This is a genomic window from Paenibacillus sp. 22594, from assembly GCF_052044425.1.
GTDB lineage: Bacteria > Bacillota > Bacilli > Paenibacillales > Paenibacillaceae > Paenibacillus_AQ.
The window spans coordinates 1-3,077 of record NZ_JBQENA010000028.1; the positions used below are offsets into that span (position 1 = coordinate 1).

The 3,077-nt window shown below is 50.0% G+C and carries 1 protein-coding gene; it reads right to left on the reverse strand.

Annotation, left to right across the window (positions count from 1 at the left end):
* Positions 1 to 3,077 (reverse strand): non-ribosomal peptide synthetase (locus ACTJKB_RS30795; RefSeq protein WP_440838028.1); only part of this gene is annotated, 3,077 nt, incomplete at both ends.

A 3,077-nucleotide genomic window follows, 5' to 3' on the forward strand; every position in this document is an offset into this window, starting at 1 on the left:
CTGCGATGCAGATCTGTACATGCCGCTTCCATTAATTCTACTGCTGTTTGTTCTTTGCTATAGTCATACACCTTTAGTTCATAGGCTTTGCTGTCACTCACTTTTAGGATCTCTAACTGGCCTTCCCGGTAGACGGATCTCAGGATATCATGATGCGCCGTAAGGGCATCTAGCACTTCCCGAAGCTGGTTCTCCTCTTCCAGATCAATTTCCATCAGCATGTCCTGATTGAAGTGATGCGGCTTAGGAAACTTCCAAGAGGTAAACTCTCTGACGATCGGTGTCTGCGGTACGAGGCCACTTACTTCACTTTGCTCGTACTGTTCCTCTAGAATAGACTTTTGTACCACATAGCTAATCGCCTCAACGGTATACTTTTGCATAATATCTTTGATCGCAATATGATAGCCTGCACTTCTTAACTTCGACACGATCCGTATCGCTTTGATCGAGTCCCCACCCAGTTCAAAGAAGCTGTCCGTTCGTCCCACCTGCTTGGCACCCAGCACTTCACACCAGATCGCAGCCAGTTGCTCTTCAATCTCTCCTTGGGGTGCCACATACTCATTCTGCATTAAATGATGTTCAGGGATCGGAAGTGCATTTCGATCCACCTTCCCGTTGTGGGTCAGTGGCATTTGCTCCAGCCGGACAACGTGGGCTGGAATCATATACCCGGGCAATGTCTGGGCGAGATAGCCTCTCAGTTCCTCCGATTCCGCGTCTCCAACCACATAGGCACACAAATACTGTTGCCCTGAGGCCTCTTTTCGTGCCAGTACTACGGCTTCCTTCACCTGCTCATGCGCTTGCAGCTGCGCCTCAATCTCACCGCACTCGATCCGGTAGCCACGGATTTTCACCTGGTGGTCCATCCGTCCGCCATACTCCATTGTCCCGTCCGTCAGCCAGCGGGCCAGGTCTCCACTCCGGTACAGTTTTTCGCCTTCACTGAAAGGATGATCCACAAATTTCTCTGCAGTCAGTTCTGCCCGGTTGAGATATCCTCGCGCCAATCCATCTCCGCCAATACATAATTCACCGTACACGCCGATCGGGACCAGATCGGTTCCATGCTCCAAGATGTAAATTTCCATATTATCTCCCGGCTTGCCGATCCGTACGGTTCCGCTCTGCTCGATCGCAGGATCATACGGATGAACCATGCAGCCTACTGTTGCTTCCGTCGGACCATATTCATTATAAAGTCTAACCCTGCCCTCATAATGATCATAGATTCGTTCCGCAAGCTCGGTCTTAAGTTCTTCCCCCCCTACGATCAGCACTCTCAGATGCTGACTCTTTACACTCATCCTTGCCACAAGTTCCAAATGCGATGGGGTCACTTTCAGCATCCCTGCCTGATCTGCGCGCAGAACCTCTTCCAGTACGACTGCCGGATCTTGCTCGTTGTAAATAAACAACTTCTGCCCGGTCAGAAGAGGCAGATATAACGACGTTACCGTAAGGTCAAAGGCTATTGAGGAATAAAGCGCTCCGTCATACGCTTTCTCACTGTAGTACGCCTTCCTCGCTCCCTCAAGGTAATTGACCACGCCCCGGTGTGAAATCATGACTCCCTTAGGTTGTCCCGTGGATCCGGAGGTGTACATTATATATGCCAGGCTTTCCGCGCTCGGTTGTACGTCTTCCAGATTGTGTATTCCCAGGTGGGCTACCGGCTGATTGAGTTCAACCCATACCTTGCTTCCCACTTCTTCTGCCCCAAGATTCGCTTGGGTTAACAGCACCTTGGCTCCGCTATCCTCCAAAATATACTTGATTCGCTCTACAGGAACGGCCGGATCTATTGGCACATAGGTACCGCCTGTTTTTAACACGGCCAGCAGGCCAATTACCAGTTCCATCGATCGTTCGGCCATGATTCCTACTACGGTGTTATTCGTGACTCCGCATTGCTGCAGATACCGACCCAGTTGATTCGCCTTTTCGTTTAAGACCCGGTAGCTCATCACCTTTTCTTTTTCTACTAAAGCAATATGATCCGGTGTCCGTTTTGCCTGCTCTTCAAACAACTGGTGCACGGTCTTGGCCGCTGGATAGGCAGCTGCCGTCTGGTTAAAGCCAAAGATTAACTGCTCTTTCTCCGCTGCTGTTACGATCTCTAACTCCTCGAGACCCTGCTCCGGCGCTGTCACAACCTGCTCAATAAGATGTTCTACGTGGCCACGGATACGCTTCACAGCTTCTTCACTGTAGGCTTGACTGTTGTAGCTGAACTTGATCATCAGTTCGGCTCCCGGAATCACCACAACGTTAAAGTCATAGTTTGTTTGCTCAAAGGTCTGGAACCCCGACAGTTCCAAGATCGCTTCTCCATCCCCCTTGCTCATGTTTTTCAACCGTTCATCTATTGGGTAGTTCTCAAATACCACTATATGATTGATCAAATCCTGTTTCAGCACACTGTGATTCTGGATTTCATACAGCGGATAGGAGCTGTACTGATCCGATAAGGTTGCTTCATCCTGTATGCTCTGGACCAGTTCCACAAATGTTTGGGAGGACCCGCTCATTCGGACTGGAATGGTATTAATAAACAGCCCCACCATCTTTTCAATTCCCGGGATCTCTCCTGGTCGGCCGGACACAACGGCTCCAAACACAACCTCTTTCCGCTGATTGTACTTTTGAAGTAACACTCCCCATATGGCCTGGAGAACTGTGTTTAAGGTGACTTGCTGCTGCGCGGCGGTCCGCTGCAGTTTCTCGGTCATTTCCCGGCTCAGGGTAAGGCACTGCTCTTCTTGTACATACAGGTTCTGTCCATTTTGCTTCTGATATCCTGGCAGCAACGTCACATCATCCACGTTGTGGAGGTAGTTCTTCCAGTACGTGGCCCCTTGATTCTTGTCCTGGCTCTCCAGCCAGACAATAAAGCGCCCATACGGCTGGGGAGTTTCCAACTGCAAGGCTTGCCCCAGACTCAGTGTCTTGTAGATGTACAGCAGCTCACCAAACAATGTTCCCAGGCTCCACCCATCCATAATAATGTGATGGAAATTCCAGATTAATTGATAACTGTCGTTAGACAGGACGACGTGGTGTACACGCAA